The following is a 26,056-nucleotide window of genomic DNA, read 5'->3' as shown; positions in this document are numbered from 1 at the left end:
CATCCTTCCAGGCGAGGCCGAAGCCTCACAGGTGAGGTGTCAACCAAACCCTGAGCAGACCCGCTAGTCTTTCTTCTGTCCGTGCAGGCGGGCGGCTTCGCGGCGGACTTCGGCTTGGGTTTCGCGTTCGCGTTGCAGCCAGGTGGGGTTTTCGGCTTTCAGAGCTTCGATCTGTTCCGTCGTCAGGGGCTCGGTGACGCCGCCGCGGGCGAGGCCGCCGATGGAGACTCCCAGTTTCGCCGCCACTACCGGGCGCGGGTGCGGGCCGTTGCGGCGCAGGTCGCGCAGCCATTCTGGCGGGTCGTTCTGCAGGGCGTTCAGCTCGTCGCGCGAGACGGCGCCCGCGCGGAACTCTGCGGGGGTCGCTTCGAGGTAGACGCCCAGCTTCTTCGCCGCCGTCGCCGGCTTCATGGTCTGGGGGGTCTTCTGCGCCGTCATGCCCACCAGCGTAACCGGCGCCCCCGCGCCGGTAGCCTTGCCACGTGACAGGAGCCGACCAGCCCTCGGCGTTCCGGCTCGCCTACGTTCCGGGTGCGACCCCCGCGAAGTGGGTCCGGATCTGGGGCGAACGTCATCCCGAAGTGCCGCTTGACCTGGTCGCGGTCACCGCCGCCGAGGCCGCCGGCGTCGTCCGCGAGGGTGGGGTGGACGCGGCCTTGCTGCGGCTGTCCGAGGACCGCGAAGGGCTGCACGCGATCCCGCTCTACACCGAGACCACGGTGGTCGTCGTGCCCAAGGAGCACCTGGTCGCGGCCGCCGACGAGGTGTCCACCGCGGACCTCGCGGACGAGCTCGTGCTGCATCCGCTCGACGACTCGCTCGGCTGGGAGCAGCTTCCCGGCAAACCCGCGCTCGAGCGGCCGGAGACGACTGGCGACGCGATCGAGCTCGTGGCGGCGGGCGTCGGCGTGCTGGTGGTGCCGCAGTCGCTCGCCCGGTTGCATCATCGGCGCGACCTCACGTACCGGCCGGTCGTCGACGCGCCGCAGTCGCGCGTCGCGTTGTCCTGGCCGGAGGGGGAGACCAGCGACCTCGTCGAGCAGTTCATCGGCATCGTTCGCGGGCGCACGGTGAACAGCACTCGCGGGCAGCAGGAAACGCAGGCCAAGAAGGGCAAAGCGGCACCGGCCAAGAAGAAGCAGCGCGAACCGGACCGGCGCCGGAACGTGCCCAAGCCCGGCGGGCGCGGGAAGCCTCGCCGTCGTCGTTGAGGGAGAAACCGTGGATCTCGGTTTGCAGGGCAAGTGCGCGGTCGTCACCGGGGCCAACCGCGGGATCGGGCTGGCGGTCGCCGAGGTGCTCGCGGCGGAGGGGGCTGACCTCGCGCTCGTCGCCCGCGACGGCGAAGCGCTCGCCGCGGCGGCGGAAAGCGTCGGCAAACACGGCACGAAGGTGGTCACCGTGCCGACGGACACCACCGACGACGCCGCGGTCGCGGCGATGGCGGAACGGGTCAAGGCGGAGTTCGGGGCGGCGGACGTCCTGGTGAACTGCGCGGCTCCGGCGTCGAGCGGAGCCCGGACGCCGCTCGACGACCTGCGCGACGAAGACCTGCGCCTCGAGATCGAGACCAAGGTGCTCGGCTACCTGCGGTGCGCCCGCGCGCTCGCGCCGGGGATGCGGGAGCGCGGCTGGGGCCGGATCGTGAACGTCAGCGGGCTCAACGCGCGGCTGGCCGGTTCGACGTTCGGTTCGATCCGCAACGTCGCGGTCGCGGCGATGACCAAGAATCTCGCCGACGAGCTGGGGCCACAAGGCATCACCGTGACGGTCGTGCATCCGGGCCACACGGTCACCGAACGGACGCCGGAGAAGTTCGCCGAGATCGCCGCGGCGCGCGGGATTTCCGTGGCGGAGCTGGAAAAAGGCCTGACCGCTGGGGTGAGCATCGGACGGCTGGTGACGGCGGCGGAGGTGGCGGACGTGGTGGCGTTCCTGGCGTCCCCGCGCAGCGTCGCGATCAACGGAGACGCCATCGCGGTCGGCGGCGGCGTGCCGGGGCAGATTTACTACTGAACCGTCTGGAGGTCGCGCGCTCGGTTCGGGTAGCCGAGGCGTCCCTTGGTCACGGCGAGAACGATCAGCGCGGCGGTGGCGAACGCGGCGAGCAGCAGGTGTTCGGCGAGTTTCGGGTCCGCGCCGGGGAACAGTTCCGCCCACGCGACGGACAGGTAGTTGTTGATCCCGGCGTGCAGCAGCAGCGCGATCGGCAGGCTTTCGCCGCTCCGGTTGAACACCCAGGTCATCACGAAGCTGATCGCGACGGCGGTCGCGACGAACTCCAGCACCGACCAGGCCGTCACGTTCGGCCAGTGCCCCCATTCGGTGAAGAACAACGGCAGATGCCAGACACCCCACAACGGGCCGAGGATCAGCGTGCCGCGCAGCGGGCCGTACTTCGGCTGCAAACGCGGCAGGGCGAAATCGCGCCAGCCCGGCTCTTCGGCGAGGCCGGTCGTGATCACCTGCAGCACGAAACCCAGCACCCACACCAGAATCAGCGATGCTGCGGGCACTCGGAACGCACCGGCGAACGGCAGGCTGGCGAGCGTCAGCACAACCGGCACGGCGAAGAGCGCGAGTGCGTACCAGCGCCAGTTCACCCGCCAGCGCAGCAAGCGGCCGACCCACGTGCGCAGTCCGGGGCGGCCTTCGGCGATGGCCGTGACGAGGAACGCGGAGAAGATCGGGCCGAGGTAAGCGCCGGGCAGCATGCCCAGGATTTGCGTGGTGCCGAGGACTGACGGGAATCCGAAGTGGACGATGCCGAGGCCGTTGTCCGAGAGTTCGTAAGGGAGCCAGGCGAGCCAGCTCAGTGCGATGGCCAGAGTGAAGAAGGCCATGAGGGGGCGGCGGGCGACGAAGGCGGTCATGGCGGTCCTTTGTGGACGAGTCAGCGGTGGGTGCGGTAGTTCGCGATGAGCGCGATGCCCGCGGCGAGGGTGACGACGCCGAAAGCGGTGCTCAGCACCAGGTTGACGCCGAGAGCCGAGGTGACGGCGTTGGCTGCGGCGCTGAGCACCAGCACGCCCCACAGCAGTGGCCGGGTGCTTTCCCGGAGAGGTGGTTTAGTCATGCCGGGAACGCTACGAAGCGGGGCCCGCGAGAACGATCCCGTGCGCAGGAGGACCTAGGTACAGCAGGCTGTACTCCTTCGCTTTACGACGGCGTCGGCGCGGATTTCTGGGCTAGGGTTCGGCGAAGGAGGTGCGATGGCAACCGCAGGCGAACCTCGGCCGCGTCCGTGGACCGTGCGCGTCCGGGCTGCTCTCGACGCGCTGGAACACCTCGTCGGCGGGATCGGCACCTCGGTGCTCGCGTTGTTGGTGCTGCTCGGGATGGTCGCGGCCGCGGTGCTGAGCCTGGTCGGCGTCGGACTGTGGCTGGTGCGGCCGATGCTGCGGGTCGTCCACGCGGTCGCCGACCGGGAGCGGATCCGGCTCATCGCGATGAAACCGGACGTCATCAGCCCCGGTCCCGGTCCCGAACGGCTCGGCGCGGCCCTGCGCGACCGGACGGTGCAACGCGAGCTGCTGTGGGTCGCGGTGCACGGCGGGTCCGGTTTCCTGCTCGGGTTCCTCGCGTTGACGATCGTGCTCAACACCGCGCGCGACGGGCTCTTCCCGCTCTACTGGTACCTGCTCCCGCCGGGCGAAGCGACCGCGTCGCTCGGCTGGCCGGTGCACAGCCTGGCGGAAGCACTCCCGGTCTCGCTGCTCGGCGTCGCGTGGGCGTTCCTGTCGGTCGCGCTGCTGCCCGCGATGGCTCGGCTGCAGGCATTGCCCGGCCGACGGCTGCTGCCCGCGGGTTCGGACGCTGACGTCGCGCTCCGGATCGCCCACCTCACCGCCACCCGGGCCGCCGCGCTCGACGCGCATTCCGCCGAACTGCGCCGCATCGAGCGGGCGCTGCACGACGGTACGCAAAACCGGCTGGTCGCGGTGAACGTCCTGGTCGGCGCGGCCCGCCGGGCGGCCGCCCGGGGGTCGGCGGACGTCGACGAATTCCTCGGCCGCGCGCAAGAGGCCACCGAGACCGCGCTCGCGGAATTGCGGGCGGTGGTGCGCAGCATCCTGCCGCCCGTGCTCGCTGACCGCAGCCTCGCCGACGCGTTGACTGCGCTCGCCGCGGACTGCCCGGTGCCGTGCACGATCGACGCCGACCTCCCCGGCCGGCACGCGGTTTCGGTGGAGGCGTCGGTGTATTTCGTGGTCTCCGAAGCGCTGACCAATATCGCGAAGCACAGCGGTGCCAGCAGTGTTGAGGTGGTGTTGCGCCGGGAGAACGACCTGCTCCGCCTGCGCATCACCGACAACGGTCGTGGCGGCGCGGCCGAAACCGGCGGCTCGGGTCTTGGCGGGATGCGCCGCCGGGTCGAGGCGCTCGACGGAACTTTCGCGCTGGCGAGCCCCGCCGGCGGACCGACCACTCTGACGGTGAGCCTGCCATGCGGATTGTGATCGCCGAGGACGACCCGTTGCTGCGCGAAGGTCTCGCGCTGCTGTTGCGCGCGGAGGGGCTGGAGGTCGTAGCGACCACCGGCAATCCGACTGATTTCCTTGCCGCGGTGGACAAACACGAACCGGACACCGCCGTCGTGGACGTCCGGATGCCGCCGACGCACACCGACGAAGGCATCGTCGCGGCGGTCGAGGCCCGTCGCCGACGTCCGGGGCTGGCGGTGCTGGTGCTGTCCGCGTATGTCGAACAGGCCTTCGCGACCGACCTGCTGGGCAGCGGCAGCGCGCGGCTCGGGTATCTGCTGAAGGAACGCGTCGGGCGGGTCGCCGAGTTCATGGAAGCGCTGAACCGGGTGGCCGAAGGCGGGACGGCGATCGATCCGGAAGTGGTCGCGCAATTGCTGACCCGGACCCGCGCGGATTCCGGACTGGAACGGCTCAGCCCGCGCGAGCGAGAGGTGCTGGCGCTGATGGCGGAGGGGTTAGGGAATGGCACCATCGCCGAACGGCTCGTGGTTACCGACGGTGCGGTGCACAAACATATTCGCAGCATTTTCGCGAAACTCGATTTAGCACCGGACGACAGCGCGGATCGACGGGTCACCGCGGTGCTGCGATATTTGGAGGACGCGCGAGGTTGACCGTTTGCGCACTCCAGGGCGCATCGGTGAAGAGTTGGCACGCGACCTCGGCGAGAGTCGCGGCACGGTCCGGCGTGGGGAAACAGCCGACGTTCGATCGCGCGCAAATTCACCCGGACGAGTGCAGTCTCGAACGCCCGAACCGGTGCCCCGCGCGTCGTTCGGCACCCGGACAAAGGGCGCGCGAAAACCGCACCGGGAGCTGACCGGTGCTGAGACCTCCCGCCGGGACGCACCCGCCGTCGGTTACTTGCCCGAGCCGGGTTTCTCGTCCGCGCCGCCCTTGGGAATGTCCTCTTCGGACCAGTCCAGCCCGGCCTCGGCGACCACGCCGTCGAAGATCGGGGTGGCCACGGCCTGCTCGGCGCTCACGACGCGCTCACCACGTCGACGATCGCGTCGGCCGCGATCCACTGCGGATCCGCGTCTCTCGCCTGGCCGTCGACCTGGACCGGGACCCAGGTGACCGCGGTGGCGTCGTCGGTGACCGGGGCTCCGGTGACCACCCCGCGCCGGCACAGCTGGCGCCTGCCGGTGCGCTGCCCGACCACGTAGGTGACCCGGTGTCCGGTGGACAGTTCGGTCCGGTGCTGTTCGCCGTCCATGTTTCCTCCCTGCACGCCACCCTGGTGGGCGACGCTCGCTTCACCGACGCGACTTGCTCCCCTCGCGCCGATGACGCACTCCCGGCCCGTGATCTGAGTCACGTCAACGCAACGGCCGCGAAGCACGCGACCGCCGCATCGAGGCAGCCTCGACCACGGACCGTCATCCCTCTATACCTAAAGTAACAGGTACAGTGGTGTATCCGGTATGTGCCCCGGCGATACACTCGCGCGGATGACGTCCTCAGGTACTCCGCCCGACGGGCGGGCCACCCGGTGGGCAGGGCAGCGCGAACGCCGGCGCCGGGAGTTCGTGGAAGCCGGAATGCGCGCGATCGCCCGGTACGGGCCGGACGTGTCCACCGAGCAGATCGCCGACGAAGCCGGCGTCGCCCGCACGCGCATTTACAAGCATTTCGCCGACGCCGCGGATCTGCAACGCGCGATCGCGTTGCGCGCGGCGGAAATGATCAGCGCGCAATTCGCTCCGCTGTGGGGAGTGTCCGGCACTCCGCGGGAAATGGTGCACGCGACGATCGGCGCGCATATCGAATGGCTTTCCGAACACCGCGAGCTTTACCAATATCTGATGCGGCAGTCGGTGACCGGCCCGCGCGACGTCGTCGCGGACGTGAAGACCGCGATCGCCCGGCAGCTGAGCGTGCTGTTCGAGTACTACCTCGGCCTGTTCGGCGCGGACCAGCGCGTCGGCGAGACCATCGCGTACGGACTGGTCGGGCTGGTCGAATCCAGCACCGCGCACTGGCTCGACGCCCCGCGCGGCATCGACCGCGAAGACCTGCGCCAGCTGCTCGCCCGCTGGGTCTGGTCGATCCTCGACGACACCCTGCGCACGGTCGGCGTCGAGCTCAACCCGGATTCGCCGTTGTCCGATCTGGACTACCGCGTCCTCGGCCCATGAGGAAGGCCTCCCCGCGGGAATCCCGCGAGGAGGCCTCGAACCGCGACGGGCGAGCGCGTCAGGCCTTGCGGCCGACCCCGCCCGCGATGCACTCCTGGACCTGGTTCAGCGGCTGGTACCGCGGGCCGTCCGGCCACCAGTCCTCGCACAGCACGAGGCCAGGGTCGACCAGTTCGGTGCCGCCGAACATCCGCCGGATCTCGTCCCAGGTGCGGAAGAGGCCGCTGCCCATCGGGCTGTGCGTGAACTTGTCCTCCATCCGCCGGGCGATCTCGCTGTGCTCGGGCGTCTGCGGGTCGAGGAAGTGCGCGACCACCACGAACGAACCGGACGGCAGCGCGTCGACGTAGGTCCGCATCATCTCCTCGTAGTCGTCGCCGAGGTAGTGGTGCAGGGTCCCGTTGTGCAGCAACGCGATCGGCTTGCTCCAGTCGAGGAACTCGCGCGCGGTCTCGTTCTCCAGGATCTGCGGGGGCTTGAAGATGTCCGCCTCGATGAACCGGGTGTTCTCGTTCTCTTCGAGCAGCGCGCGCCCGTGCGCGAGGACCACCGGGTCATTGTCCACGTACAGCACGCGGGCTTCGGGGATGATCCGCTGCACGACCTGGTGGGTGTTCTCCGCGGTGGGCAGGCCGGAGCCGCAGTCGAGGTACTGCGTGACCCGGCCCTGGGTGGCGAGGAACCGGCAGGCGCGGATGAGGAAGTTGCGGTTGGCCCAGGCGAGGTCGTTGACCTCCGGGGCCACGGTCCGCACCTGGTCGAGGACCCTGCGGTCGATCTCGTAGTTGTTCGTGCCGTTCAGTGCGGCGTCGTACACCCGGGCAATGCTCGCTCGCGTGATATCGACTCCGACCGGGTGCGAACTGGGCGATTCGACGGCCTCGGTCATTTCTGGCGTCACCTCGGGATGTGTCGGACGTCTCGTTGGCCTACTCACCGTAGACCTTCCGGGCTGTCAAGCGACCGCCAGGAGGAGGACAACCGGAGTGGGTGACAGATTCTTGATTCATTCCAGAAAATGCGGCAGACTCCGGGGCATGCCGACGACCACGGACTTCGAGCAGATGCTGCGCGGAGTGCAGTTGCGGATCACGCGCCCCCGGCTGGCCGTGCTCTCCGCGGTGCACGCCAACGCGCACGCGGACACCGAGTCCGTCATCGGCATGGTGCGGGCGGACCTCGGCGAGGTTTCCCATCAGGCCGTGTACGACGTGCTGCGCGCGTTGACCGAGGCGGGGCTGCTGCGGCGCATCCAGCCGCCCGGTTCGGTCGCGCGGTACGAAGCCCGGGTCGGGGACAACCACCACCACGTCGTGTGCCGCTCGTGCGGCGCCATCGAGGACGTCGACTGCGCGGTCGGGGAAGCTCCTTGCCTGACCGCCTCCGATGCACACGGTTTCGTCATCGACGAGGCCGAGGTCGTCTACTGGGGCCGATGCCCCGCCTGTGCGACGGCAGCTAACTGATTCCTGAGTTCCGGAAGGATTCCCGTGTCTGACACCCCGAACGCCGAAGTCGGCGAGATGAATGAGGAGACCGCTGGCGGGTGCCCGGTCCACACGGGCCGCTTCGCGCACCCGACCGAGGGCGGCAGCAGCCGTGACTGGTGGCCCAACCAGCTCAACCTGAAGATCCTCCGGAAGCATCCCGCCGTCGCGGACCCGATGGACGACGGCTTCGACTACGCGAAGGAATTCCAGAGCCTCGACCTCGACGAGCTCGCCCGCGACGTCGACGCGGTGCTCACCGACTCCCAGGAGTGGTGGCCGGCCGACTTCGGCAACTACGGCCCGCTGTTCATCCGGATGGCCTGGCACAGCGCGGGCACCTACCGGATCGACGACGGCCGCGGCGGGGCCGGCGCCGGGCAGCAGCGGTTCGCGCCGCTGAACAGCTGGCCGGACAACGGGAACCTCGACAAGGCGCGCCGCCTGCTGTGGCCGGTCAAGAAGAAGTACGGCAAGAAGATCTCGTGGGCCGACCTGATGATCTTCGCGGGCAACCGCGCGCTCGAGACGATGGGCTTCAAGACCTTCGGCTTCGCCGGCGGCCGCGCCGACGTGTGGGAGCCGGACGAGGACGTCTACTGGGGCCCGGAGCGCACCTGGCTCGGCGACGAGCGCTACTCCGGCGACCGCGAGCTGGAGAACCCGCTGGCCGCGGTCCAGATGGGGCTCATCTACGTGAACCCGGAAGGCCCGAACGGCAACCCGGACCCGATCGCCGCGGCGCGCGACATCCGCGAGACGTTCGGCCGGATGGCGATGAACGACGAGGAGACCGTCGCGCTGATCGCCGGCGGGCACACCTTCGGCAAGACGCACGGCGCGGCCGACGCGGACAAGTACGTCGGCGCGGAGCCGGAAGGCGCCCCGATCGAGCAGATGGGCCTCGGCTGGAAGAACAGCTTCGGCAGCGGCAAGGGCCGCGACGCCGTCACGAGCGGGCTGGAGGTCACCTGGACCCCCACCCCGACCAAGTGGAGCAACTGGTTCTTCCACAACCTCTTCACGTACGAGTGGGAGCTGACCAAGAGCCCGGCCGGCGCGCACCAGTGGAAGCCGAAGAACAACGCCGCCGCGAACACCGTGCCGGACCCGGAGACCGGTGAGCTCAACCGGGCGCCGAGCATGCTGACCACCGACCTGGCGCTGCGCTTCGACCCGATCTACGAGCCGATCTCGCGCCGGTTCTACGAGAACCCGGACGAGTTCGCGGACGCCTTCGCCCGCGCCTGGTTCAAGCTGACCCACCGCGACATGGGCCCGATCCAGCGCTACCTCGGCCCGCTGGTGCCGCAGGAAGAGCTGATCTGGCAGGACCCGGTCCCGGCGGTCGACCACGAGCTGGTCGACGACGCGGACGTGGCGGCCCTCAAGGCGAAGATCCTCGAGTCCGGCCTCACGGTCTCGCAGCTGGTGTCCACCGCGTGGGCGTCGGCCTCGACCTACCGGCACAGCGACAAGCGCGGCGGCGCGAACGGCGCCCGCATCCGCCTCGAGCCGCAGCGCGGCTGGGAGGTCAACGAGCCGGACGAGCTGGCTCAGGTGCTGCGCACGCTCGAGGGCGTCCAGGAAGCGTTCAACAGCGCGCAGACCGGCGGCAAGAAGATCTCGCTCGCCGACCTGATCGTGCTGGCCGGCGCGGCGGGCGTGGAGAAGGCGGCGAAGGACGGCGGCGTCGACATCACCGTTCCGTTCACGCCGGGCCGCACCGACGCTTCGCAGGAGCAGACCGACGTCGAGTCGTTCGCGCCGCTCGAGCCGAAGGCCGACGGGTTCCGCAACTACCGCGGCAAGGCCAACCGGCTGCCGTCGGAGTACCTGCTGGTGGACAAGGCGAACCTGCTCAACCTGAGCGCGCCGGAGATGACCGTGCTGGTCGGCGGCCTGCGCGTGCTGGGCGCGAACTACCAGAACTCGACCGCGGGCGTGTTCACCGACCGGCCGGGCACGCTGACGAACGACTTCTTCGTCAACCTGCTCGACATGGGCACCGAGTGGAAGCCGGCCGACGGCGAGGGCCCGAACGCGGAGTCCTTCGAGGGCCGCGATCTGGCCACCGGCGAGGTCAAGTGGACCGGCACCCGCAACGACCTGGTGTTCGGCTCGAACTCCGAACTGCGCGCGCTCGCCGAGGTCTACGGCAGCGACGACGCCAAGGAGAAGTTCGTCCGCGACTTCGTCGCCGCGTGGCACAAGGTGATGAACAACGACCGGTACGACCTGGTCTGAGTTTCCCGATCGGCTGATCGGACAACGGGCTCCTCGCGGGAATTCCCGCGAGGAGCCCGTTTCCTTTTCCGGTTCGGGTCGCGGAGGGGTCAGCTCTGGACGAGCTTGCCCATCGCGTTGACCTCGTCGACGTCGCCGGTGTTGAAGAACGACCACGGCACCGTCACGAAACCGCTGTCGCCCCAGCCGGATCCCCAGCTGTTCTCGATCTTCACGCCCTGGTCGTTGTAGGCCACGATGGTCACCTCGTGGCCGCCGACGACCGGGTCGCTGTTCGAGTCGCCGGGCAGATACGAGTAATCGCTCGCGGTCGACGCGTCCAGGTTCATGAAGCTCTGGTGCACGGTGAACCCGATCGCCACCGGCTCGCCCTGGGAAATGGCGTTCTCGATGTCGTTGCGGGCCGCGTCGCCGCTCGTGGACAATTGCGTGTAGCCGGACAGTTTGTAGTGCGCGGCATTCGCTCGCTCGTTCTGGTCGGGCTGGGTGGTGTAGTCGAAATCGCCCTGCCAGTAATCGGATTTGGTGTCGATGCCCTGCTGCTGTTCCATCGGCAGCGCGACGCTCGCCCAGGTGCCCTGGTCGTTGCCCTTGGCGATCTGGCTGTAAATGAACATCGGGGCCATCGGGCCGCCGCTGATGCCCTGCTCGTTCATCAGCACGCCGTAGCCGGTGTAGCCGGTGGCCCAGGTGACGCACGAGCCGACCTGGCCCTGGTCGCCGGGCGCGTTGGCGTACTGGGTGAGGTCGCCGCTGGACGGCAGTTCGGCCGTGGTGCGCGGATGCACGGGGAGCGCGGAGTTCGCGTGGGCGCGCGTCTTGCCCTGCGAAGCCTTCAGCCCGGCGATGTTCAGTCCGAGGCCGTGCTTGAGGTGCTGCGGGTGGTGCTGGGCAGCGGCCGCGGAAGCCGGGGTCGCGCCCATCGCCGCGGCCAGGCCGGCCGCGGCGAGCAGGGAAACGAGCGCGGACGTTTTTCTGATCTGCATCCTGGTACTCCTTTGGACATGCAGAAAAAGAAAGCGGAATGGGTGGGGAGGTGGATCCGACCACGACAAAGGTAGATCGGCGGAAATTTTCCGGGAACCTACGAAAGGAGGGAGCGCATCAACTGTCGAATTGAAGCGGATCGATCAAGCGGACATCGCGCCCGTTATCGCCGCTATTCCGGCGTACCGGTCCGAGATGGACTCCGGGAATGCGCTGGCGCCGCTGGCGGTCTGGACCGCCTCAGTCGGGCAGCCGGGTCGTGCGCGCGCCGTTGAGAAGGGCGTCGATCGCCCACCGGGACCGCGTTTCCGCGTTGCCGGAGAACAGGTTTTCGCTCGCCGCGGCGATGTGCGGATGCGTTTCGGGGGAAAGGCCGCGGACGGTTTCGGCGAGCGCGTCGTGCTGCCGTTCCGCGTCCGGGCGGTCCTTGCGGGTGCTGTGCTCGACCGCGCTGGCGGTGGCGACGAGCAGCAACAGGTCGACCGTCCACGCGGCCGGTCCGGACGGCACCCCGGCTTCGGCGAGGAGGCCGAGGACGGTGTCGACGACGGCGAGGTAGTTCGGCCCGTTCAACGGGGTCACGAGTGCGACGCGGGCGAGCCCGGGGTGGGCGTACAGGACGTCGCGGTAGGTGGACATGACTGTCCACAAGCGACTCCGCCAGTCGCCATCGGCGGCGCTGGCGGCGGTGGGGACTTCGCCGAGGAGTTCGTCGAGCACCGCGGCGTGGAGTTCGTCGGTGTCTCGGACGTAGACGTAGAGCGAGGCCGGCCCGGTGTCCAGTTCCTTCGCGAGCCGCCGCATGGTGACGCGCTCGGCCCCTTCGCGGCGCACGACGTCGAGAGCGGCCGCGACGATGCCCTCGCGGCTCAGCGCGGGCTTGGCGGGCCGTTCCCGGCGGTTGTAGCCACTCGCGGTCATCCGCCCATGGTAAGCGCACGCGGCCGGAACGGTCTGGACCTTGGCCGGGCTGCCCGGCGAGACGAGCTAGAAGGAGCCCGGCCGGCTGACCGCGTCCTTCCCGGTCGCGCACGCGGCGAGGGGCAGCAGGAGGAACATCCGGGCGAAGCGCACGCGGCACGGTATCGCCGATACCGCGGGCGGCTGGCGACGCGGTTTTCTAGGCTGGAGATCGTGTGGGAGACAGCGAGGGACCGGTTGCGGGGCCGCCTGGCCGACGGCTTGGCCCGGTCCGGGCTCACGCTGCCGTGGTGGGTTCCGCTGGGAACGACCGCCTTCACGGTGATCGGGCTGGTGGTCGCGGTCGGGCAGCGGGTCGGGCCCGCGCTGCCGGTGGCGATCGCCGGGTTTCTGCTGGCCACGTCGTCGACGCTGTTCTGGGTTTGCACCGGGCGGATCGCGCCGTCGTGGCTGAAGGCGCTCGGGATGCTCGCCGGGGCCGGGCTGCTGCTGACCTGCCCGGTGGTGCCGGATTTCGCGCCGATGCCGCTGATCGTGCTCGCCGGCGAACTGGGGTCGATCGCTTCGCCGCGGGTCGCGTTCGCGGCGACCGGCGGGGCGATCGCGGTGCTCGGGGCGGCCGCGCTGACCGTCGGGCTGGTCGGGTTTCCGGTGTACATGCTCGCGGTGGCCGTCGGGATGGCCGCCGGGTTCATGCTGCGCTGGTACGTGCGCGCGCTGGACGCCGAGCGCGGCAAGCAGGAGGCCGTGCGCGAACAGGCGCGGCTCGGTGAACGGCAGCGGATCGCGCGCGAGGTGCACGACGTCGTCGCGCATTCGCTGAGCATCACGTTGCTGCACGTCACGGGCGCGCGGCACGGATTGCGGACGGATCGCGACATCGACGAAGCCGTCGCGGCGCTCACCGAGGCGGAGCGGATCGGGCGGGCGGCGATGGCCGACATCCGGCGCACGGTTGGATTGCTCGCGCAGGAGCCGGCGGGGACGCGGCCGTTGCCCGGTGCGGGCGACATCGCGGACCTGGTGGCCGAAACGTGCGCGGCCGGGCTGGTCGCGGACTACGAACTGGAGGGGGACGTGACCGCGGTCGATCCCACGGTGGGGCTGGGGCTCTACCGGATCGCCCAGGAGTCGCTGGCGAACGCGGTCAAGCACGCCCCGGGGGAGAAGGCATTGGTACGACTGGAGATCGGTGCCGCGGACGCGCGGTTGACCGTCCGCAATGGACACCACGGCGGGGCGCGCAACGCGGGCGGTTCGGGGTTGGCGGGCATGCGGGCGCGGGCGGATCAGCTCGGGGCGCGGCTGACTGCCGGGCCGGAGGGCGGCGAATGGGTCGTCGACGTGGCGGTGCCGCTGGCGCGCGGGGCCGCGTCGTGACCGTTGCGTCGGAGCACATGCGGGTCTTGCTCGTCGACGATCAGGAGCTGGTGCGGGCTGGGCTGCGGTTGATCCTCCGTCCTCGCGACGGGTTCGTGGTCGTGGGGGAGTGCTCGGACGGCGACGAGGTCCCGGCCGCGCTCGAAGCGGCCGGCGAGGTCGACGTCGTTGTGATGGACCTGCGGATGAAGCGCGTCGACGGCATCGAGGCGACGCGACGGCTGCGTGCGTCCGGCCCGCGTCCGCCGGTGCTCGCGCTGACCACGTTCGACGACGACGAACTGCTCGCCGGGGTGCTGCGCGCGGGCGCGGTCGGGTATGTGCTGAAGGATTCGCCTGCGGAGGACCTGATCCGCGCGGTGCGAGCGGTCGCGATGGGCGAGGCGTGGCTCGATCCGGCGGTAACCGGACGCGTGCTCACGACCTACCGCGCGGCGGCTGCCGATCGCCCGGCGATGCCGTCCGGGTTGCTGACGCCGCGGGAACTGGACGTGCTGACGGCGGTGGCCCGGGGTATGACGGACGCGGAAATCGCCGGCACGATGGGGATTTCGGCGACCGCGGTCGAGGCGCATTACGAGCGTGTGCGCGCGAAACTCCGTCTCCGCGACCGGGCGGCGGCCATCGTGTACGCCTTCGACCACGGCCTGGTCACCCCTGGTGGGGCCCCCACTCCGGCCGGTCCGGACGCGTTGCGGTTCCGCGTGCTCGGCCCGTTGCAGGCCTGGCGGGGGCCGAACCTGCTGGACCTGGGCCCGGTGCGGCAGCAGGCGTTGCTGGCGGCGCTGGTCCTGCGCCCGGGCGAGACCGTCAGTCCCGGCGAGTTGCTCGACGGCGTCTGGGGACTGGAACCGCCCGGGACCGGCGGCCGGGTGGTGCCGGTCTACGTGCATCGGCTGCGGAAATGCCTTCGGGGAGCCGGGGAACGAACGGAAGACTCGGTCATCGGCAGCGACCGCGGCGGATACCGCTTCGCTGGGGAACGCGCGCGACTGGATGTCACCGAACTGACCGACCGCATCGCCGAAGCCGCGACCGCCACCCGCGGCGGCGACCCGGGAGCCGCGGTCGACGCTTACGACGGTGCGTTGGCCCTGTTCCACGGCGAGCCGCTGGCCGGGCTGCCCGGTCCGTTCGTGGAGGGGGAGCGAGTGCGGCTCACCGAGCGGCGGCTGACGTTGGTGCAGGAGAAGGCCGTGCTGCAGCTGAAACTGGGACGGACGGACGACGTGGTGCATGAGCTGTCCGCGCTGCTGGCGGTGCATCCGCATCGGGAACCGCTGGCGGTGCTGCTGATGCGAGCGCTCCACGGGGGCGGCCGGCGGGCGGACGCGCTGGCGGTGCACCGGCGGATGCGGGACCGGTTGCGGGCGGATCTGGGCGTGGAGCCGGGGGCGGAGCTGGATCGGGAGTTGCGGGTGGTGCTCAGCTCGGACCGGGGGTCGTCTTGAGCGAGCACGGGACCCTGCACCATGTCGAGTTGTGGGTGCCGGACCTCGGCCGAGCGGTGGCGTCGCTGGGATGGCTGCTGGAAGAGCTGGGATATCAGCGGTTCCAGGACTGGGACGCCGGACGCAGCTGGCGGCTCGGGCCGACGTACCTCGTCCTCGAGCAATCCCCGGCGCTGACCGCGGACCGGCACGATCGCCGCCGGCCCGGGCTGAACCACTTGGCATTCCACGTCAAGGACGCCGCGACGGTCGAGCGGCTGGCCGCCGACGCCGCCCGGCACGGGTGGCAGCTGATGTTTCCGGAGAAGCATCCCCATGCGGGCGGCGCGGAGCACTATGCCGCGTATTTGGAGAACGACGACGGCTTCGAGGTCGAACTCGTCAGCTGTGCTGGACAGTGCTGAGCGGAGTGCGCGGTCGGTGCTGGCCCGGGTACTGAGGATCCGCCGAATTCGAGTCCGCGTCCGAGTCATCCGAGTACTGCGAGTCCGCCGCGTACTGCGCACCCGACGCCGAATACCGCGACTCCGGCGAAGAATCCCAGCTGGCGTCCTCCCCAGAGCTGGCCTTCGAAGCCTCGCTGAGCTTCGTCATCAGCTGCGTGGCCGCTTCCAGCCCCTGGGTCACCGAGGTGATCAGCTGCAGCAGATTGTCCGAGTCCGACAGCAAAACCCCGAGCTTCTGCGCGATCTGGCCGCCGTACTGGGTCGCGATCGCCACCGCCTGCGGGATCGCCGCCGCGATGCTCGCGCCGAACGTCGCCTGCGCCGCGGCGAACGCTTGCGTCATCAGCTGGATAATCTGCCCGACCGCCTCCGAAATGAGGCCGCCGACTTCCTGCTGCGCCTTGGCCACCACCTTGCCCGCCCCGGTAGCCGCCTTGGCCATCGCGATGCCTGCCTGACCGACGGCCTCGACGCAGTCCGCGTGCTGGGAGCTGTTGTCGCGGTAGCTGGACGCCGAAGAACCGTTCCACCCCGACGTTTCCGGTCCTGCCGCCTGCCGGTAATCCTCCGCGACGGACGACACCTGCTGGCCGCCGCTCTCCATGCCGTGCGAGTGCGACGACACCGAATCCGGGTTGCCCTGCAACTGCCTCAGCGGTTCTTCCAGGAACCGCACCAGTTCGGTGATCATCCCGAATCCGGCCGACGTGAGCGCGGCGAGCGGGTCCGGTGTCGCGCCGAGCAGGTCGAGTGCGGTGGTGGCGCCGCCGAGTCCGGCGGACACCCAGTCGTGGTTTTCGACCGCCTGGGTGGTGGTTTTCAGGTCTGCCAGCAGCTGGCCGGAGTCGGTCACGGCAGGTCCTTCCCGGGCAGCGAGGCCGCGTTGCCCTGGTCGCGACGTTCGTAGCTTTCCGCCGCCTGCGCGACATTCGCGCTGACTTTGTCCACAGTGGACGAAGCGTGCGAGACGGCGTCGTTGGTTTTGGCGGCCGCCGCCTGCAGGCCCGCGGTGAGGAACTGCACGAAGACGCCGAGCGCCTGGTCGCCGAGTCCGGACGGGGCGGTGCGGGCGACGTTGCCGAGCCGGTCGGCCAGGTCGCCGACGGTGGCCGCGTGCCGGCGGAGTTGCGCGGGGTCGACCTCGAATCCGGCGGTCACGAGATGATCCCCGGGTTCGCGAAGTAGTCGTCCTCCTGGCGCGGCGCCGCCGGGGCAGCCTCGACCGGCAGGTTGTCGCGGACGAGCTGGAGCGCCGGACCATCGCCGACGTAGTCGGTCATGATGTCCACGACCTGCGCACCGGCCTGGCGGTGCGCCTCGTGCACCGTCGCCAGGATGAGCCGGGCGAGCGCGTCGGCCTCCAGAGCGCGGGCCGCGGGGCTCAGCCGCAGGTCGGTCAGTGCGCCGCTCGGGCCCACCTGCACCTCGACCTCGCCGCGCGGGGACACCGCCCGGCCGCCGACGCGGCTGAGGCTCGCGCTCGCGGCCTCGGCGTTCGCCCGCATCCGGGACAGGTTTTTCTCGTAGTCGGCGAGCCAGGCCGCCGAGTCTTGGATCGGCACGGAAGGTCCTCCGGTCGGGTTCGGTGCGGTCATCGCGGCCGCCGCGCGACGGTGGCCAGCTCGCCGAGGGCGAAGCGCAGGTCGGCCGGGCGCAGCGAGTTCACGCTGAGCCAGCCGGCGCGCGCGGGGTTGATCCGGACGCGGCCGCGCGGCCCGTCCAGCCACGACAGTTCGCGGCCTTCCCGGGTGCGCCCGTCGCGGGTCGCGCCGAGCTGGCCGCGGCCGGTCAGCGGGACGACCAGTCCGACGAGGCTGTCCAGTGCCGCCGGGTCTCCGCCGCTGTCGCGGACGAGATCGCGCAGCCGGTGCGCGCGGGAGACGTCGTCCTCGTCGTCTTCGAGCGCCATCGCTTCCTTGACCGCGTGCACGGGCAGGGTGACCGGCATCGTCCGGGCCGCTTCGACCTTCGGGATTTCCGCGAGCACGGCGTCCACCAGTGCGGTTTCGTCAACGCGGCGCACCGACAGCGTGTCGGCTTCGAGCCGCTGCCGGCAGATCAGCGCGGAGGACCGGTAGACGAGTGCGGTGACGGCGGTCGCCCCCTCGGCGTCCGCCACCACCAAGTCCACTACGCCGCGGCGTTCGCGCAGCGCGGTCATGGCCTCCGCGGCGAGGCCGTCCGGTCCGGAGTCGTCCGCGAGACCGCGGGCCCGCAGCGCGTGCCCGGCGGTGGCGAACAGGATCTCGCGCTCGCCCTCGATCCGGCCGTAAGACGGCACTCGCAACGGAAACGGCCAGCCCGCCCCGGCGTGCGCGGCCAGCAGGTCGGCCTCGACGAGTCCGATGTGGACGGTCTCGTCGCCGGTGCGCGGCAGCGTGGCGGTCATTCGGCTTGCCGTTCGAGCCGCTGGAACGCTTCCCGCACGCCGGATTCGTGCTCCTGATACCGCCGGATCCCGGCCCGCAGGGCTTCGTGGAATCCGGTCAGCTCGGTGTCCGCGGCGCCCAGTTCGCCGGTGAGCCCGGCGTGCCCGGCGGCTTCGCGCAGCCGCTGCGAGAGATGCAGGGCCGGCGGCGCGGTGCCGAGCTGCGGGAGCCGGTCGGCGAGCCGTCCCGCCGAACCGAGCAGTTCGCCGGTCTGCTCGCCGAGCCTGCCGAGCGCGGCGACCTGCCGGTCCAGCGCGCTCGGGGCGACCTCGTGGCCGGTCATCGAATGCTCCTGTCCGTCACAGCCCGATCACCGGGCTGATGGTCTTGTCTTCCGGGTGCAGGAGCGGCTGGTCGAGCACCGGCATCTTGTTCTTGTGCTCTTCTTCCTCCTCCTGCGAGGCGCCCGCGCCGCGGCCGGGCATCATGCTGTTGCCGCCGGCCGCGCGGGCGGCGGCCATCTCCGCCATCGCGGCGTTGCGGGCGAGCAGCGCGCCCTCCATGCCGAGTGCGGAGCGAAGGCCGACGGACAACCCCGATTCGACCGGGGCCGCCGTGGTCAGCGCGCTCCACGGCAGCCCGCTGCCCGCGCCGGTCCCGGCTCCGCCGAGCGGGCCGACATAGCTCGACGCGCTGGTCGACTCGTCCGCGCCCGCGCCGTAGGAATCCGCGGTCGTCGCCCCGGCGGGCGGCGGATTGATGGCCCGCGAGCTCTTGTGCAGGCTGGCTTCGTAGCGCTGCATCACGTGCACCGCTTCGGCTTTCTGCTCGGCCGCCGCGACGTTCGCGACGAACAGGCTGGCCCCGCCGCCCGCGACCGCGCCGATCGCCGCGCCCATCAACGCCCCCGGACCGGCGCCGATCCCGCCCGCGCCGGCCCCGAGGATTCCGCCGATGACCGCGCCCGCACCCGCTCCGGCCGCCGCGGCGGCGACTGCGCCCCCAGTCGGGTCGCCGGGCGGCTTCGGCATGGTGTTGCGGGCGACGGCGAGCGAATCGCCGGCGTTCTGCGCGGCACCGCCGACCGTTCCGGCGCGGTCGCCGATCCCGGACGCGCGCTCGCCGAGCGAACCCAGCCGTCCGGACGCGCGTTCGGCGGCCTCTCCGCTCCAGTTCTGGTGCAGCGTCCCCTGCTGCTCCTTGAGCGAATCGGCGTGCGCGCGCATTTCCGAACCGTGCCGGTGCCATTCGGCCGCGACCGTGCTGACGTCGCCGACATCGGCCTTGTCCCACAGCATCTGGTACAGCTGCTGGTGCGTGTAGGCGTTCCAGTTGGTGCCGCCGGGCGGGATCGGAGCCCCGAAGTAGCCCTCCCACACGTTGCGCAGCGCGGACACCACCGGTTTGGCCAGGTCGCCGACCGGCCCCGCCTTGTCGAGTCCCGCGAGCGCCGAGTCCGCCAGGTTCTCCACCCCGGCCGACGCGGCGTCGACCACTGATCCGGATTCGCCGGTCATACCCCCACCTTCAGCTCTGCCCGGCCAGGTTCCGCCGGGCACTCGCGCACGGTAAGGGGCGGCGATGAAATCACGATGAAAGCTGTGCTCACCGGGGCGGGACGAGGTCTCCGTTCTCGATCCGGTCCGCGGTGCGGGCGAGCCACGCGGCGTCGTGCCGGAGCCGCGAAACCAGGAAATGCGCCTCGATCATCTGCATTTCCGGCAATTCGGTGTTATCGAGCGTCGCCGACAGGTCCCGGTGCTGGTCGCCGACCCGCTCCGCCCGGTCGCGCAGCAGCGCCACTGCCCGCTCCGGCGGCAGCGCGCCGAGGTAGGCCAGCGCGATCAGGAACCGGGAATCGAGGTTCGGGTCGGCGTCGCGCAGCTGGCGTTCGATCCGTTCGCGGAAATCGGCGAGCCCCGCCTCGGTCAGCCGCACCGGCTGCGGGTCGCCGTCGCCGTCCGGCTCGACGAGACCGTTGCGGGTCAGTGTGCCGACCAGCGTGTACACCGTCGACGTCTTCGGATTCAGGAACGGGTAGCGCGTGCGGAGTTCCCGCAGGAGCGCGTACTGGTGGCGCGGGGTTTCCACGAGCAAGCCCAGCATCGGGAGCACGAGCGGGTTGTCGAGAGCGTTCGTCGGCACCGGACCAGGGTAGCGCACGTTAGTCGTATACGAGTACATTGCTCGTATACGACTACTGGAGGAGAGGTACATGATCGCCTTTGGCGTGTGGCCCGGCGTGGTCAGCAAGGATCTGGTGCGACTCGAAACCTTCATCGACACGCCGCCGGAGGACGTCGAACGGACCGCGGAAGCCTTGCGGGACCTCGCGGAGGGCACGCAACGGTTCTATGTGCGCTGCTATCGCAGCTACCGAGGCCCGCACGAGCCGACGCCGCCGGACCCGGTCCCGTACCTCGGCGACGGACGGGTGGTCGACTACGTGCTCGGCTACAGCAGTCCGGAGGCGGATCCGGACGGGTTCGCCGGCGCCGTGCGTGCCGCGGTCCGCGAGGTCGCTGAGTTGGGCGGAGGGAAACTGCAGGTCTGCGAGGAGGTCAACGTGGCCGCTCCGCTGGACGGCGGCAGCCCGGGTTGCTACGAGGCGCTCAGCGCCGGGCTCGCGGCGGCGCTGGACGAACGGGCGCGGCTCGGGGCCGACGTGGCGATCGGGTTCAACGCAGCGGTCGCGCTGCCCGGCGATCCGTTCTGGGACGCGGTGCGTTCGGTAGTCGTCCCGGAAGCGCTGGCCCGGGTGGATTACCTCGGCCTGGATTTCTTCCCGGACGTCTTCCGTCCGGTGTCCGCCGACGCGTTGCCCGGTGCGGTGGCTCACGTCGTGCGGTCGTTTCGCGAATCCGCGTCGGCGATCGGGATTCCGCGGGAAGTGCCGGTGCACATTACCGAGACAGGGTGGCCGACCGGACCGGAGAATTCGGAGGAACAACAGGCGCGGGTGATGGAAACCGTGGCGCGCACGGTGTTCGGGCTGGCGGCCGAGGCCGGCGTGGACACGTACGAGATTTTCGGGCTGCGGGACGGGTTGTCGAGCGGTCCGCGCGAGAATCGGTTCGGGCTGCTGCGGGACGACTATTCCGCGAAACCGGCATACGAGACGGTGAAGCGGCTGATCGCCGAATATTCTTGCTGACCGCGGATTTCGCGAAAGATGGACATTCCGCCGCGCGCAGGACCCGATTGGTTCCATCTGGTCGCTGGTCACCGGGAAGGCGCGCAGTCGCCGGAGACGGACCGGCAGCCGGCCGGGGCGGCCTACCACGACGGCGGCTCCGCCTCCGCCACGCTGAAAGACGCCAAGGGCAACGAGGTCGGGTCCGCGTGGTTCACCGCCGACAGCTACTCGCGCGCCGTCTGGGTCGAGGTGTACCTCAGTCATCTTTCGCCCGGTTTCCACGGCATGCACATCCACGAAAAGGGAAACTGCACCGTCGGCGACCCGAAAACCCGTTCACCGCGGCCGGCGGTCACCTGATGCCGATGGACCCGCACACCGGACTGCCGATCGGCCAGCTGCCGTCGGTGCAGGTGCGGTCGAACGGACGGGGATACCTCAAGTTCGTGCTGGACACCTTCACCCTGGACCGGTTGTTCGGTCCGGCCGGGACTTCGCTCATCGTGCACGCGAAGCCCGACAATTTCGCGAACATTCCGGCCGACCGGTACAGCGTGCGAAACGATCCCAACGCGCCGGTGTCGGACGAGAAAACCAAGGCGACCGGCGACGCGGGCACCCGGCTCGCCTGCGGCGTGCTCACCCGCGACCAGGACTAAGTCCTTTGTGGACCTTGGTCTGGTCCGGGAAGGGTTCCTTGACGGACTCAGATTCCCGCAAGGAGCCCTTCCCGGACCGGCAGCGGGATTTGCCCGTGGGCGGCTACTACGATCGGTGCATGTCTAGTCAGCCGGTCACGCTCTCGCGGCCCGTGCGGTTCTTCAGCTTCGCGTCCGAGCCGAGCCTGCGCTGGACCGGCTTCGGCGGCGTGCTGCTGCTGGCCGTCGCGGTGTATGCCGGGGTTGCCGGGATGTCCGGGGTGCTGCCGTTCGCGGGCGGGATCGCGGGCGTCGGCCTGGTGGTGCTCGCGTGGGCGCTGCTCGGCGGCCGTGTCCTCGCCTCGGCCGCTCCCGACGCGCGTTGGCTGAAGGGGACGCTCGCGTTGTGGTGCGGTCCGCTGCTCGTCGTGCCGCCGTTGTTCAGCGGGGACGTCTTCAGCTATCTCGCGCAGGGTGCGGTGTCCGCGCACGGGTTCGACCTCAACGTCGTCGGGCCGCGGCAAGCGCTGGGCTCGGCTTCGGACATCGTCGGCCGGGTCAGCGTTTACTGGCGCGAGACGCCGTCGCCGTACGGGCCGTTGTTCGGCGCGGTCGAGCGGGTCATCGCGCAGGTTTCCGGCGGGAACCCGATCGTCGGCGTCGCGCTGCACCGGCTGGTCGAGGTCGCGGGGCTGGTCCTGATCGCGTGGGCGGTGCCGCGCTTGGCCGTCGCGGCCGGCGCGTCGCCGCGGGTCGCGTTGTGGCTGGGCGTGCTGAACCCGCTGGTGCTGTGGCACGTGGTCGCCGGAACGCACAACGATTCCTTGATGCTCGGTCTGATGCTCGCGGGCGTGGCAGTCGCGCTGAACGCGGTGGGCGACCGGATCCGCTGGTGGCCGCTCGCCGGCGGGGTGCTGCTCATCGCGCTGGGCGCGGAGGTGAAGGTGCCCGCGCTGGTCGCGCTGGCCGCGGTCGGAACGGCGATTGCCCGCCGCCGCGGCCGGATCGGCGAATTCCTGCTCGCCGGCGCGGCGATGGCCGTCGCCTTCGCCGTGGTGTCCGCGGCGGTTTCGCTGGCGTCCGGGATCGGGTTCAGCTGGGTCTCGGCGCTGACGACCTCGGGTGAGGTCAACAGCTGGATGGCGCCCACGAACTGGTTCGGCTTCCTGGTCGGCGGCGTCGGTTCGCTGTTCGGCGCGCACCTTACGCAGACGATGATCGGCGTCGGCAAGATCATCGGGTACGTGCTCACCGCGGCCGCGATCGTCGTGGTGCTGCGGCGACAGTGGACCGGCCGGATCGACGCGGTTCTTTCCCTCGGGTTGATGCTGAGCGCGGTGGTGGTTTTCGGGCCGGTCGTGCAGCCGTGGTATCTGCTGTGGGCGGTGATTCCGCTGGCCGCGTCGCTGCCCGCCGGACGCGTGCGGTCCGTCGTCATCACGCTGGTCGCGGTGTTCTCGGTCGTGCTTCCACCGGTGGGCGGCAACTTCAGCGGGCGCGTCGGGCTGCTTGTGCTCGCGTACGTGATCGGGCTCGCGGTGGTGGTCGTGGCGTTCTTCGCGCTGCGGAGAGCCTCCACAGTGGACTAACGCTGGCTCAGCCAGACCTGTTCGGCGGCTCGGGCGGACGCGATCGCGTCGTCGACCACCAGCGGCTTCTCCGGGTCGAGAGCGGTGTGCGATTCGGTGGTGTAGAAGCGGACCTCGTGTCCGTCCGGGTCGTGCAGGCCGGACAGGATCCAGCCGACGGTCGCGAAGTGGACGCCCGCGTGCGGTTCGCCGCGGCAGGTGAGGTCGTCGGCGAGTTCGGTGATGCCTGCCCGGTCCGGGACGCCGATGGAGAAGTAGTCGAACCCGGCCGCGGCGCGGGCCAGGTCCGGGTTGAGCACGAGTCCGAGGTCGGGGCCGCCGCGCGGATGCGTCATCGTGACGCCGGTCCGGCGGCCGTGCTGGCGGAATTCGAGCGCGATCGCGTAGCCGAGCCGGTCGGCGTACCAGGCCGCCGACCGGTCGAGGTCGGCCACCGGCAGCTTCAGGTGGTGCACTCCGTCGAGGGTGGGAATCATCGTTGACCTCCACTGATGCAGTAAGACTGCAATGCAGTTATGATGCATCGGGTGAAAGAGCAGGTCAAGGCTGATGCCCGGGCCGAGTTCGGGGCCGCCCGGATCGCGCGGACCGAGGCGCTCGTCGTCGCGGCGGCGCGGGAACTGTTTCTCGAACACGGCTACGCGGCCACCGCGCTGACGCAGGTCGCGCGCCGGGCCGGGGTCGCACCGAGGACCGTGTACGTCCGCTTCGGAACCAAGGCGGCGTTGTTCCGGCGAGTCGTTGACGAAGCGCTCGTCGGGGACGCGGAACCGATCGACGTCGCGCATCGGCCGCGGGCACAGGACGCGATGACCGCCGAGACCTTGACGGAACGGCTGAACGCGCTCGCGGATGTCACGGTCGGAATCGCGGATCGTGCCGGAGCTTTGCTCGAAGTGGCGGCACAAGCGGAAGGGGCGGAGCCGGAAATCGCCGAGGCCGCGCAGTCCGGGCGGCGGGAGACTGCGCGGTTGTGCAAGGAATTCTGGTCCCGGGCGGCGGAGGACGGCTTGCTTGCGTCCACTGTGGACGTAGGCCAGCTCGCGACCACCATGGACGCCTTGCTCTGCGCCGACACCATGGTGCATCTGCGCCGGGTCCACGGCTGGTCCGCGGCGGAGTACGGCCCCTGGCTGCGAAACGCGTTGCACGCACTGGTCGCCGCGGATAGGTTGCGGTGAGCAGCTGCCGTCGGGGGAGAACGCTCATGGACATCGATGTGCTCGTGTTCGACGTGCTCGGCACGCTCGTCGACGAACCGGCCGGAATCCGGGCTGGGATCCGGAAATGTTTCCCCTCGCTCACGGACGCTGAGGTCGAGGAGCTGCTTTCGGGGTGGCAGAAACAGGTCGAGAGGGAGCAGGGCCGCATCGTCGCCGGGGAACGGCCGTACGTGGCGAGTGATGTCATCGATCGGGAAGCCGCACAGGCAGTCGTCGACGCCGTCGGTGCTGGCGATGCCGCGGAGTTGGCGCTCGCGGCCCGGCGACTCCCGCCGTGGCCGGACACCATCGACGGGCTCGCCCGCCTCGCCGAACGGTTCCCGCTGGTCGGACTGTCCAACGCGAGCCGGACCGCGCTGCTCGACCTGTGCGCGAACGCCGGACTGCGCTGGCACACCGTGCTGTCCGCCGAGGACGCTCGCACCTACAAACCGGCTCCGGATGTCTACCGGCTCGCCATCGACGTCGCCGGACGCGCGCCGGAACGGCTGCTGATGGTCGCCGCGCACTCCTGGGACCTGCGCGGGGCACAGGAAGCCGGGTTCCGGACCGCGTACGTCAGCCGCCCGGTCGGCGACCCGCCCGGCCCCGCCGATCGCTTCGACCTGCGGGCGGACGGGCTCGCGGACCTCGCCGACCAGCTTGAGCACGTTCGCGGCGGGTCCCCGGACCAGGCCTGATCTCGGGGCGGGCGCGCGTCCCCGGTGCGGATCGCGGGAGAGCTGCGTCTGCCCGGCGGCGTGCGGACGACGCGGAAGGATCGATCCGGTTGATCGGCGTGCACCCGGCGAGCGAAACCGGCTGAGTTTTCCGCGCTGCCCACAGCAGATCTGCCGTCGGCGGAGAAGGCGGACGCGGCGGGGTCCGCGGCGGCAGAGTCGGGGCATGACCAACGAATCGACTCCGCCGATGTTCGACCAGCGGCTCCGGGAACGGTTCCTGAGCCAGCGGGTCCTCGTGCTGGACGGCGCGCTCGACGACGACAACGGGACGGTCCTCGCGACCCAGATGCTGTCCCTGGCCGGCGAGGACCCGGTCAAGGACATCGCGCTGTGGATCCACTCGCCCGGCGGTTCGGTCCCGGCGATGCTCGCGATCCGCGACGTGATGCGGCTGGTGCCCTGCGACGTTTCGACGCTCGCGCTCGGGCTGGCCTGCAGCGCCGGGCAGTTCCTGCTGTCCGCGGGCACCCCCGGGAAGAGATTCGCCTTGCCGCACGCGCGAATCCTGATGCACCAAGGCTCCGCGGGCATCGGCGGTTCGGCCGTCGAGGTCGAGGTACAGGCCGACGACCTGCGGTACACGCGCGACACCGTGCTGGGCCTCATCGCGGAGGACACCGGACAGCCCTTCGACCGGGTTTTCGCCGATTCCCTGCACGACCGGTGGTACACCGCCGGGGAAGCGAAGGACTACGGCTTCATCGACCAGATCGTCGACCGCCTGGAGCAGGTCGTGCCGGTGCGCACGCACGCGATGGGCTTGGGGGTACGCGCATGAGACACCCTCTGTCAACCTCAGGCCGCCGAGGGAGGCTGGTGGGCTTGCTGCCGG

The 26,056-nt window shown here is 70.4% G+C and carries 31 protein-coding genes and 1 pseudogene; 16 read left to right on the top strand and 16 right to left on the bottom strand.

What is annotated here, in order from left to right:
* Positions 1–63 precede the first annotated feature (63 nt).
* A complete protein-coding gene (locus L942_RS01060) occupies positions 64–438 on the bottom strand; it encodes a DUF5997 family protein (protein WP_037353651.1) in 375 nt (124 codons plus the stop codon).
* A gap of 44 nt (positions 439–482) precedes the next feature.
* Here L942_RS01060 and L942_RS01055 point away from each other — a divergent pair, with 44 nt between their 5' ends.
* Both L942_RS01055 and L942_RS01050 read left to right on the top strand, forming a co-directional pair.
* Positions 483–1,211 (top strand): LysR substrate-binding domain-containing protein, encoded by a 729-nt coding sequence (locus L942_RS01055; RefSeq protein WP_037353637.1) that lies wholly within the window; start codon positions 483–485, stop codon positions 1,209–1,211.
* A gap of 10 nt (positions 1,212–1,221) precedes the next feature.
* Positions 1,222–2,016, top strand: a complete 795-nt coding sequence (locus tag L942_RS01050) for an SDR family NAD(P)-dependent oxidoreductase (RefSeq protein WP_037353635.1) — start codon at positions 1,222–1,224, stop codon at positions 2,014–2,016.
* On the opposite strand, the gene L942_RS01045 is transcribed toward L942_RS01050, so the two are convergent.
* Complete coding sequence (locus L942_RS01045) at positions 2,010–2,873, bottom strand: CPBP family intramembrane glutamic endopeptidase (RefSeq protein ID WP_037353634.1); 864 nt, start codon at positions 2,871–2,873, stop codon at positions 2,010–2,012. The two genes, L942_RS01050 and L942_RS01045, sit on opposite strands and share 7 nt — an antisense overlap.
* A 20-nt stretch (positions 2,874–2,893) precedes the next feature.
* A complete protein-coding gene (locus tag L942_RS44090; RefSeq protein ID WP_158684399.1) occupies positions 2,894–3,076 on the bottom strand; it encodes a hypothetical protein in 183 nt (60 codons plus the stop codon).
* Between the two features lie 136 nt (positions 3,077–3,212).
* Between L942_RS44090 and L942_RS01040 the strand changes: the two genes are divergently transcribed.
* Positions 3,213–4,460 carry a sensor histidine kinase gene (locus tag L942_RS01040; protein WP_037353633.1) on the top strand — a complete coding sequence of 416 codons (1,248 nt, stop codon included), beginning with the start codon at positions 3,213–3,215 and terminating at the stop codon, positions 4,458–4,460.
* A complete protein-coding gene (locus tag L942_RS01035) occupies positions 4,448–5,101 on the top strand; it encodes a response regulator (protein WP_037353632.1) in 654 nt (217 codons plus the stop codon). Before L942_RS01040 ends, L942_RS01035 begins: the two co-directional genes overlap by 13 nt.
* 246 nt (positions 5,102–5,347) lie before the next feature.
* Here the strand turns inward: L942_RS01035 and L942_RS45785 are convergent, their stop codons facing one another.
* Both L942_RS45785 and L942_RS01030 read right to left on the bottom strand, forming a co-directional pair.
* Positions 5,348–5,473: a hypothetical protein gene (locus tag L942_RS45785; protein ID WP_268745699.1), complete on the bottom strand. Its 126-nt coding sequence runs from the start codon at positions 5,471–5,473 to the stop codon at positions 5,348–5,350.
* Positions 5,470–5,706: a hypothetical protein gene (locus tag L942_RS01030; RefSeq protein ID WP_037353623.1), complete on the bottom strand. Its 237-nt coding sequence runs from the start codon at positions 5,704–5,706 to the stop codon at positions 5,470–5,472. The genes L942_RS45785 and L942_RS01030 overlap by 4 nt, the downstream gene beginning before the upstream one ends.
* Positions 5,707–5,941: 235 nt before the next feature.
* Here L942_RS01030 and L942_RS01025 point away from each other — a divergent pair, with 235 nt between their 5' ends.
* Positions 5,942–6,628, top strand: coding sequence for a TetR/AcrR family transcriptional regulator (locus L942_RS01025; protein ID WP_037353620.1), 687 nt, complete (start codon positions 5,942–5,944; stop codon positions 6,626–6,628).
* Positions 6,629–6,686: 58 nt separating this feature from the next.
* On the opposite strand, the gene L942_RS01020 is transcribed toward L942_RS01025, so the two are convergent.
* Positions 6,687–7,517 (bottom strand): SAM-dependent methyltransferase, encoded by an 831-nt coding sequence (locus L942_RS01020; RefSeq protein ID WP_051165653.1) that lies wholly within the window; start codon positions 7,515–7,517, stop codon positions 6,687–6,689.
* 148 nt (positions 7,518–7,665) lie between these two features.
* On the opposite strand from L942_RS01020, the gene L942_RS01015 reads away from it, so the two are divergent.
* Both L942_RS01015 and katG read left to right on the top strand, forming a co-directional pair.
* A complete protein-coding gene (locus tag L942_RS01015; protein ID WP_037353618.1) occupies positions 7,666–8,094 on the top strand; it encodes a Fur family transcriptional regulator in 429 nt (142 codons plus the stop codon).
* A 24-nt stretch (positions 8,095–8,118) separates the two neighbouring features.
* Complete coding sequence (gene katG / locus L942_RS01010; protein ID WP_037353616.1) at positions 8,119–10,362, top strand: catalase/peroxidase HPI; 2,244 nt, start codon at positions 8,119–8,121, stop codon at positions 10,360–10,362.
* Between the two features lie 89 nt (positions 10,363–10,451).
* Here katG and L942_RS01005 read toward each other — a convergent pair whose 3' ends face one another.
* Positions 10,452–11,348 (bottom strand): C1 family peptidase, encoded by an 897-nt coding sequence (locus tag L942_RS01005; RefSeq protein WP_037353614.1) that lies wholly within the window; start codon positions 11,346–11,348, stop codon positions 10,452–10,454.
* Positions 11,349–11,589: 241 nt separating this feature from the next.
* Positions 11,590–12,270, bottom strand: a complete 681-nt coding sequence (locus L942_RS01000) for a TetR/AcrR family transcriptional regulator (RefSeq protein WP_037353612.1) — start codon at positions 12,268–12,270, stop codon at positions 11,590–11,592.
* Between the two features lie 213 nt (positions 12,271–12,483).
* Between L942_RS01000 and L942_RS00995 the strand changes: the two genes are divergently transcribed.
* From L942_RS00995 to L942_RS00985, 3 genes are read left to right on the top strand one after another with little or no spacing between them, the layout of a single operon-like run.
* Positions 12,484–13,650 carry a sensor histidine kinase gene (locus L942_RS00995; RefSeq protein WP_037353609.1) on the top strand — a complete coding sequence of 389 codons (1,167 nt, stop codon included), beginning with the start codon at positions 12,484–12,486 and terminating at the stop codon, positions 13,648–13,650.
* A complete protein-coding gene (locus L942_RS00990; RefSeq protein WP_081654895.1) occupies positions 13,647–15,101 on the top strand; it encodes a BTAD domain-containing putative transcriptional regulator in 1,455 nt (484 codons plus the stop codon). Before L942_RS00995 ends, L942_RS00990 begins: the two co-directional genes overlap by 4 nt.
* Positions 15,098–15,505 carry a VOC family protein gene (locus L942_RS00985; RefSeq protein ID WP_037353605.1) on the top strand — a complete coding sequence of 136 codons (408 nt, stop codon included), beginning with the start codon at positions 15,098–15,100 and terminating at the stop codon, positions 15,503–15,505. Before L942_RS00990 ends, L942_RS00985 begins: the two co-directional genes overlap by 4 nt.
* On the opposite strand, the gene L942_RS00980 is transcribed toward L942_RS00985, so the two are convergent.
* The 7 genes from L942_RS00980 to L942_RS00950 form a co-directional block, all read right to left on the bottom strand.
* Complete coding sequence (locus L942_RS00980; RefSeq protein WP_037353603.1) at positions 15,483–16,400, bottom strand: hypothetical protein; 918 nt, start codon at positions 16,398–16,400, stop codon at positions 15,483–15,485. The genes L942_RS00985 and L942_RS00980 overlap by 23 nt on opposite strands.
* Positions 16,397–16,705 (bottom strand): type VII secretion target, encoded by a 309-nt coding sequence (locus L942_RS00975; protein WP_037353601.1) that lies wholly within the window; start codon positions 16,703–16,705, stop codon positions 16,397–16,399. Before L942_RS00975 ends, L942_RS00980 begins: the two co-directional genes overlap by 4 nt.
* Positions 16,702–17,109, bottom strand: a complete 408-nt coding sequence (locus L942_RS00970; RefSeq protein WP_037353647.1) for a YbaB/EbfC family nucleoid-associated protein — start codon at positions 17,107–17,109, stop codon at positions 16,702–16,704. The genes L942_RS00975 and L942_RS00970 overlap by 4 nt, the downstream gene beginning before the upstream one ends.
* Positions 17,110–17,138: 29 nt before the next feature.
* Positions 17,139–17,936, bottom strand: a complete 798-nt coding sequence (locus tag L942_RS00965; protein ID WP_037353600.1) for an ESX secretion-associated protein EspG — start codon at positions 17,934–17,936, stop codon at positions 17,139–17,141.
* Entirely contained in the window at positions 17,933–18,259 is a 327-nt protein-coding gene (locus tag L942_RS00960) for a hypothetical protein (protein WP_037353598.1), read from the bottom strand. The genes L942_RS00965 and L942_RS00960 overlap by 4 nt, the downstream gene beginning before the upstream one ends.
* 16 nt (positions 18,260–18,275) lie before the next feature.
* Positions 18,276–19,433, bottom strand: a complete 1,158-nt coding sequence (locus tag L942_RS00955) for a WXG100 family type VII secretion target (protein WP_037353595.1) — start codon at positions 19,431–19,433, stop codon at positions 18,276–18,278.
* Between the two features lie 88 nt (positions 19,434–19,521).
* Positions 19,522–20,061: a PadR family transcriptional regulator gene (locus L942_RS00950; protein ID WP_037353594.1), complete on the bottom strand. Its 540-nt coding sequence runs from the start codon at positions 20,059–20,061 to the stop codon at positions 19,522–19,524.
* A gap of 70 nt (positions 20,062–20,131) precedes the next feature.
* Here L942_RS00950 and L942_RS00945 point away from each other — a divergent pair, with 70 nt between their 5' ends.
* The 3 genes and pseudogenes from L942_RS00945 to mptB all read left to right on the top strand — a co-directional run bounded on the left by L942_RS00945 (position 20,132) and on the right by mptB (position 23,279).
* Positions 20,132–21,070 carry a hypothetical protein gene (locus tag L942_RS00945; RefSeq protein ID WP_037353592.1) on the top strand — a complete coding sequence of 313 codons (939 nt, stop codon included), beginning with the start codon at positions 20,132–20,134 and terminating at the stop codon, positions 21,068–21,070.
* Positions 21,071–21,088: 18 nt separating this feature from the next.
* Positions 21,089–21,711: pseudogene (locus L942_RS46120) on the top strand (superoxide dismutase family protein).
* A gap of 119 nt (positions 21,712–21,830) precedes the next feature.
* Positions 21,831–23,279, top strand: a complete 1,449-nt coding sequence (gene mptB, locus L942_RS00935) for a polyprenol phosphomannose-dependent alpha 1,6 mannosyltransferase MptB (protein ID WP_081654894.1) — start codon at positions 21,831–21,833, stop codon at positions 23,277–23,279.
* Here the strand turns inward: mptB and L942_RS00930 are convergent.
* Positions 23,276–23,755, bottom strand: coding sequence for a VOC family protein (locus tag L942_RS00930; RefSeq protein WP_051165647.1), 480 nt, complete (start codon positions 23,753–23,755; stop codon positions 23,276–23,278). The genes mptB and L942_RS00930 overlap by 4 nt on opposite strands.
* A gap of 51 nt (positions 23,756–23,806) precedes the next feature.
* Here L942_RS00930 and L942_RS00925 point away from each other — a divergent pair, with 51 nt between their 5' ends.
* The 3 genes from L942_RS00925 to L942_RS00915 all read left to right on the top strand — a co-directional run bounded on the left by L942_RS00925 (position 23,807) and on the right by L942_RS00915 (position 26,002).
* Positions 23,807–24,460 carry a TetR/AcrR family transcriptional regulator gene (locus L942_RS00925; RefSeq protein WP_235078835.1) on the top strand — a complete coding sequence of 218 codons (654 nt, stop codon included), beginning with the start codon at positions 23,807–23,809 and terminating at the stop codon, positions 24,458–24,460.
* A 26-nt stretch (positions 24,461–24,486) separates the two neighbouring features.
* Complete coding sequence (locus L942_RS00920; RefSeq protein ID WP_037353589.1) at positions 24,487–25,182, top strand: haloacid dehalogenase type II; 696 nt, start codon at positions 24,487–24,489, stop codon at positions 25,180–25,182.
* A gap of 205 nt (positions 25,183–25,387) precedes the next feature.
* Entirely contained in the window at positions 25,388–26,002 is a 615-nt protein-coding gene (locus tag L942_RS00915; RefSeq protein WP_037353586.1) for a ClpP family protease, read from the top strand.
* The last annotated feature ends 54 nt before the right edge of the window (positions 26,003–26,056 follow it).

The sequence above is a fragment of the Amycolatopsis orientalis DSM 43388 genome, from assembly GCF_000411975.1.
GTDB classification, from domain to species: Bacteria; Actinomycetota; Actinomycetes; order Mycobacteriales; family Pseudonocardiaceae; genus Amycolatopsis; species Amycolatopsis orientalis_D.
Note: the sequence above shows the minus strand (reverse complement) of the source record. Positions and strands in the feature narration are given on the sequence as shown.